A 5356-nucleotide genomic window follows, 5' to 3' on the forward strand; every position below is an offset into this window, starting at 1 on the left:
CCTGTTCGAGGAGAACCTCGAGACCAGGTCGGCGGCGCACGACTCTGGAGAGAACCTCGGGCTACCGCCCGACCGCCTTCTCGAGCTCGGCCTTGCTCATCTTCGAACGCCCCTTGACGTTCTTGTCCTTGGCCTCCTCGTACAGCTGAGCCTTGGTCCGCCCACCGGGCCCCCGGTGGCTACGCAGGCCCCCACGACGCCCCGAGGAGATGTCGTTGGTCGACGTCCGGCTGCGCTCGCGGGACTCACCCTCACGGGCCCGCTCCTTGTTCACCGTGCGAGCCGCGATCTCCTCGGCCGTGTCCTCGCTCTCGCCACGGTCGAGGAGTCCCTTCTTGATGTGCTCGTACTGTCGTTCTCGCTTCTTGCTCCAGGCACGCTGCGGCATTCTCAGCTCCTCCTTCTCGGCCTTCTCGGCCTTCTCGGCCTTCTCGGCTGCTCGAAGCGCTCCGCGTCATCGGCGACGCGCTTGTTCCGGCGGGCGTCGTAGAGCCAGGCCGCGATGCCGACCAGGACGACGATCACCCCGATCACGGTGAAGATGACGGCTGGAGTACTCATGGACGACCGGTACCCAGGACGGGCGCCTGCTACGCGGCGACAGCCACACGCATCCGGCGGAGGATCCGGGCGAGCGTACGCGAGACCTGCGCCTGCGTCGCCCCGATCTTCTCGCCGATCTCGGCCTGGGTCAGACCGTCGGCGTAGCGCAGCCGCAGAACCAGCAGCTCGGTCTCGTCGAGGCCCCGTAGCGCGGCGTCCACCATCACCCGCGCCTCGGCGTGGTCGAAGCCGGGGTCGATCTCGCCCACCTGCTCCACGAGCGATCCGTCCTCGTCGTTCTGCCCCGGCACAGGACGTACGCTGCGGGAGAGGTCGCGGAAGCACCGGCGCATCTCGCCCTTGGCCATCGGGACGGCATAGCTCAGGAACTCACCTTGCGAGGGCTCGTAGCGGCGAGCGGCCTTCACGAGCCCCATCCGCGCGGCCTGGCGGAGGTCGTCGACCTCGACGCCGCGGCCCGAGTAGCGGGCAGCCAGGGACCGTGCCACCGGCAGGTGACGTACGACCAGGTCCTCCTGCTGACGGGGAGCCAGAAGCGATGAATCCTGTGAGCTGTCCATGCCACGAGCCTGTCGCAGAAACGGGCCAGCACCCAGGAACAGCGGAAGAAATGGCCCCCAGGGGTGAGCACAACCCCCACAGCACACTCACCCCTGAGGGTTAGACCGCGGTCCCGGGTCCGTTACCGAGACCGCGGCACCGACAGCGCAATCGTGGTGTCATTCCCGATCCCGTAGGCAGGGGAAGTCACCCAGACTGCTCTGTCGATACGGTATCGGTAACCATCCGGGCACCCACGGATGCACCCGACTCCACAGAATTCTCGTCGGGCGGGGCGAATCCGTGCGTGATCGCCCAGCTGACCGCCTGACTGCGGGTCGTGACCTCGATCTTGCGATAGGTCTGCCGAATATGGCTCTTGAGCGTGTTCACGCTCACGACCAGCTTGTCGGCGATGTCCTTGTTCGACAGACCCTGGGTGATCAGCGCGAGCACCTCGACCTCACGGGTGGTGAGTCCGGCGACCGTACCGAGCCGGTCCTCGCGCTCGTCGATCGGCTGGTCGGAGGCGGCCAGCTCGATGGCGCGTACGAGGTCACCGGCGTGCACGCTCATCGACACCCAGGCCTGGGCACCCAGCGAGTAGGCCTTGACGCGTAGATCGGGGCGCATGTCGCGGCTGAAGATCAGCACCGTGGCGTCGGTCTCGTGCAGCAGATGGACCAGATCGGAGCCGTCTGTCAGGTGCAGACCGAGGGTGTCGTAGAGGATCACGTCGACGCCCGGCGCCTTGCTGCGCACGGACGGCAGCGCTGTCACCACCACGCGATCCGGAAAGTCCGCGAGCATCGAGGTGAGCCCTCGCATCACAACTTCCTGCGGGCTGACCACCGCAACCCGCACAACCCCCGGTCTCATCACAGTTGAACCTTCTCAGATCGGTGGTCGGTTGGACAGGTGTATGGCCACAACACGCCGTGGGTACCAGGGCTGATGTCCACGCAGACCCTGAGACAGGAGCATACTCATGTCCCATGTGACCGAAGCCCTCAAGAAGGCCTCCGAACTCCCAGAGGGCGACGTGGTCAGGATCCTGTTGCACCAGCACGCCGGCATCCGGCAGCTCTGCGCGACCGTCGGCAACTCCGAAGGCCCGGCCAAGCGTCAGGCGTTCGACGACCTGCGGGTCCTCCTCGCGGTGCACGAAACAGCCGAGGAGCTCGTCGTCCACCCGGTCGCCTCGGTCCACGGCGGCGAGACGTTGACGAAGGCGCTCAACGCCGATGAGAAGGAGGCCAGCGAGATGCTGGCCCGGCTCGAAGAGGTCGGGGTCGACAGCCCCGAGTTCGACGAGAGCTTCCCGATCTTCCAGATCGCGGTCGAGCAGCACGCTGAGGAGGAGGAGCGGGTCGAGTTCCCGCTCCTCCTCGCCAGGCTCGACGAGACCGCCCGTCACACGATGGGCAAGCGGCTCACGGCCGCGGAGATGGTCGCACCGACCCACCCCCACCCCGGCGCCGCCGGATCGGTGCCCAAGCAGCTCGCCACGATGCCGTTCCACTCCATCGTGGACCGTGTCAAGGACGCGCTGAGCAGATCCTGATGTGGTTCAGACGTGGCACAGTGGATGCTGAACGGCATCGAACGACAACCTCGAAGTCCTCAGATGGGAGCACAACCATGGTCGAGAAGGAAACCCGGGACCCTGTGACCGGCGCCGACGAGAGCACCGAGGCCCCGATCCCCTTCCCCACCCCGGAGCGGGTCGAGGAGGAGGGCGACGAGCGCGATCCTCAGGACGAGACCGAGGAAGAGACGTTCCCCGCCAGCGACCCCCAGTCCAGCTGGGCAGGCCCCGCGGACCCGCGGGACCGCTGAGAGCTCGCGGTCTCCCGACCCCTCAGGCCAGGCCCCGGCGCTCCAGCAACGGAGCGATCGGGGCCGGCCGCCCCCGCCACTCGGCGTAGGACTCCAGCGGGTCGCGGGTGCCGCCGATGCCGATCACGTAGCGAACGTACGCCTCACCGTTCTCCCTGGTCAGGCCGCCGTTCTCCTTGAACCACGCGACCGTGTCGGCATCGAGGACCTCAGACCAGATGTAGGAGTAGTAAGCCGACGCGTAGCCGCCGAAGATGTGCTTGAAGTAGGCCGTGTAGTAGCGCGGCCGCACCGCCGGGTTGTCCAGACCCACCGCCGCGAGCGCGGCCGCCTCGAACTCCCCCACCGCTTCCCGCGAGGTCGGTACGTCGCCCGGACCGAGCTCGTGCCAGGCCAGGTCGATGAGTGCTGCCGCCAGGTATTCGGAGGTCGCGAACCCCTCGTTGAACGTGGATGACGCCTCCAGCTTGCCGAGCACGTCGGCGGGGATCGGCTCACCCGTCTCGTAGTGCACGGCGTAGTTGGCGAGCACCTCGGGCCACAGCATCCACATCTCGTTGACCTGGGAGGGGTACTCCACGAAGTCGCGGTAGACCGATGTCGCCGCGAAGCGCGGGTAGGTCGCCCGCGCCAGCAGCCCGTGGAGCGCGTGGCCGAACTCGTGGAAGAGCGTGTTGACCTCGTCGAAGGTCAGCAGCGTCGGCTCCCCCGGCGCCGGCTTGGGCACGTTGAGGTTGTTGGTCACGATCGCCGACGGCTCACCCAGCAGCGTGTTGGCGGTGACGTAGGAGTTCATCCAGGCACCGCCCTTCTTCGAGTCGCGGGTGTAGAGGTCGAGCAGATAGAGCCCGATCGGCTCGCCGTCGCGGGAGACCTCGAAGACGCGTACCTCGGGGTGGTAGCCCTGCAGGTCGGGCCGCTCCTCGAAGGTCAGCCCGTAGAGCCGGCCGGCGGCGAAGAAGACACCGTCGCGCAGCACCCGGTCGGCCTCGAACCACGGCCGCAGGACGGCCAGGTCGACGTCGTATTCCGAGGCCCGGACCTTCTCCGCGTAGTAGGGCCAGTCCCAGGCCTCGATCGGTCCACCCGCAGATGCCTCGAGCGCGGCCTGCTCGGCGCGGGCGTTGCGCGCCGCCGGCGCGGCCAGCCTCTCGAGCATGTCGCGGACCGCCTTGGGGGTTCCGGCCGTGTTGTCGGCCGTCACCAGCCCGGCATAGCTGTCGAACCCGAGCAGCTGCGCCTTCTCGGCCCGCAGCCGCAGCGCGTCGAGCGCGATGGAGCGGGTGTCGTTGTCGTTGCCGCGCGAGCCGCGGGCGAGCTGCGCCTCGAAGAGCCGCTGCCGCAGCTCCCGGTTCTCCAGCACGGACAGGTAGGGGTGGGCGGTGAACAGGGTCAGTGTGATCAGGAACTTGCCCGGCAGCCCCCGCCCCTCGGCGGCCGCCGCTGCCGCGGAGATCTCCCCCGGTGTCAGCCCGGCCAGCTCCTCGACGGTGTCGACGACGACGGCGAGGTCGTTGGAGTCGGCCTGCGAGGCCTGCGAGAAGGCCGCCTCCAACGCGGAGATCTCCTGGTTGAGCTGGCGCAGCCGGGCCTTCTCCGAGGACCCCAGCGCGGCGCCGGCCAACACGAAGTCGCGGTGGTAACGCTCGACCAGGTAGCGGTCCTCGCCCTCCAGCTCGTCCCGCTTCTCGTAGACCGCGTTCACTCGCGCGAAGAGCGCGTCGTCGAGGAGCAGCGCGTCGTGGTGGGCCGCCAGCCGCGGAGCGTACGCCGCGTTGAGCTCGTCGAGGGCGTCGGAGGAGTCCGCGGAGAGCAGCGAGAAGAAGACCCGAAGGACCCGGTCCAGCGTCTCCCCGGAGCGCTCCAGGGCGACGAGGGTGTTCTCGAACGTCGGCTCCTCGCCCGAGGAGGTGATCGCGGTGAGCGCCGCCAGCTGCTCGGCCATCCCGTGCTCGATCGCCGGACCGTAGTCGTCGATCGAGATGTCGGCGAAGCGGGGCAGACGATGGGGCAGGTCGCTGGGCTCGAGTAGGGCGTCGATCACATCGCGCACGCTATCTGACACAGCCCGAAGTCGTCGCCGCGATATCGGCTACCTTGACCCCATGGCCGATTTCGATGACCTGCTTGCCGCGAACCGTGAATATGCCGAGAAGTTCGACAACGGAGGCTTCGACGGCGTCGCCCATGCCGGCGTCGCCATCGTGACCTGCATGGACTCCCGCATCGAGCCCCTCGCCCTGCTGGGCCTGGGCCTCGGCGATGCCAAGATCTTCCGCAACCCCGGTGGCCGGGTCACCCCGCAGGCGATGGAGGCCCTGGTGCTCGGCGTGCACCTCCTCAACGTCAAGCGCATCCTGGTCGTGCCCCACACCCGCTGCGCCGTCGCCTCCAACACCGAGGCCGATCTGCG

8 protein-coding genes are annotated in these 5356 nt (G+C 68.2%); 3 read left to right on the forward strand and 5 right to left on the reverse strand.

What is annotated here, in order from left to right; translation table 11 throughout:
- Positions 1 to 61: 61 nt before the first annotated feature.
- From ACFVJS_RS25445 to ACFVJS_RS25460, 4 genes are all read right to left on the reverse strand, one after another.
- A complete protein-coding gene (locus ACFVJS_RS25445) occupies positions 62 to 388 on the reverse strand; it encodes a plasmid stabilization protein (RefSeq protein ID WP_378886216.1) in 327 nt (108 codons plus the stop codon).
- A 2-nt stretch (positions 389 to 390) separates the two neighbouring features.
- Complete coding sequence (locus ACFVJS_RS25450; RefSeq protein ID WP_378886218.1) at positions 391 to 561, reverse strand: hypothetical protein; 171 nt, start codon at positions 559 to 561, stop codon at positions 391 to 393.
- A 29-nt stretch (positions 562 to 590) separates the two neighbouring features.
- On the reverse strand, positions 591 to 1124 hold the full coding sequence (locus ACFVJS_RS25455) for a sigma-70 family RNA polymerase sigma factor (protein ID WP_378886219.1): 534 nt from the start codon (positions 1122 to 1124) through the stop codon (positions 591 to 593).
- A 187-nt stretch (positions 1125 to 1311) separates the two neighbouring features.
- Entirely contained in the window at positions 1312 to 1932 is a 621-nt protein-coding gene (locus ACFVJS_RS25460) for a response regulator transcription factor (protein ID WP_378886221.1), read from the reverse strand.
- A 160-nt stretch (positions 1933 to 2092) separates the two neighbouring features.
- Between ACFVJS_RS25460 and ACFVJS_RS25465 the strand changes: the two genes are divergently transcribed.
- Both ACFVJS_RS25465 and ACFVJS_RS25470 read left to right on the forward strand, forming a co-directional pair.
- Entirely contained in the window at positions 2093 to 2668 is a 576-nt protein-coding gene (locus ACFVJS_RS25465) for a hemerythrin domain-containing protein (RefSeq protein ID WP_378886222.1), read from the forward strand.
- Between the two features lie 77 nt (positions 2669 to 2745).
- On the forward strand, positions 2746 to 2943 hold the full coding sequence (locus tag ACFVJS_RS25470) for a hypothetical protein (protein WP_378886224.1): 198 nt from the start codon (positions 2746 to 2748) through the stop codon (positions 2941 to 2943).
- Positions 2944 to 2965: 22 nt separating this feature from the next.
- Here ACFVJS_RS25470 and ACFVJS_RS25475 read toward each other — a convergent pair whose 3' ends face one another.
- The gene (locus ACFVJS_RS25475; RefSeq protein ID WP_378886226.1) at positions 2966 to 4987 is read right to left on the reverse strand and encodes a M3 family metallopeptidase; all 2022 of its coding nucleotides are present in this window, start codon (positions 4985 to 4987) and stop codon (positions 2966 to 2968) included.
- 61 nt (positions 4988 to 5048) lie between these two features.
- Here ACFVJS_RS25475 and ACFVJS_RS25480 point away from each other — a divergent pair.
- Positions 5049 to 5356, forward strand: a 308-nt coding sequence (locus ACFVJS_RS25480; protein WP_378886228.1) for a carbonic anhydrase, incomplete at its 3' end; no start/stop codon positions are given.

The sequence above is a fragment of the Nocardioides sp. NPDC057772 genome (genome assembly GCF_042798075.1).
Lineage (GTDB): Bacteria > Actinomycetota > Actinomycetes > Propionibacteriales > Nocardioidaceae > Nocardioides.

Bases quoted from the DNA above. Each gene is read 5' to 3' on its own strand.
- ACFVJS_RS25470 (WP_378886224.1), top strand. From the start codon at position 2,746: ATGGTCGAGAAGGAAACCCGGGACCCTGTGACCGGCGCCGACGAGAGC.
- ACFVJS_RS25465 (WP_378886222.1), top strand. From the start codon at position 2,093: ATGTCCCATGTGACCGAAGCCCTCAAGAAGGCCTCCGAACTCCCAGAG.
- ACFVJS_RS25455 (WP_378886219.1), bottom strand. From the start codon at position 1,124: ATGGACAGCTCACAGGATTCATCGCTTCTGGCTCCCCGTCAGCAGGAG.
- ACFVJS_RS25450 (WP_378886218.1), bottom strand. From the start codon at position 561: ATGAGTACTCCAGCCGTCATCTTCACCGTGATCGGGGTGATCGTCGTC.
- ACFVJS_RS25445 (WP_378886216.1), bottom strand. From the start codon at position 388: ATGCCGCAGCGTGCCTGGAGCAAGAAGCGAGAACGACAGTACGAGCAC.
- ACFVJS_RS25460 (WP_378886221.1), bottom strand. From the start codon at position 1,932: ATGCGAGGGCTCACCTCGATGCTCGCGGACTTTCCGGATCGCGTGGTG.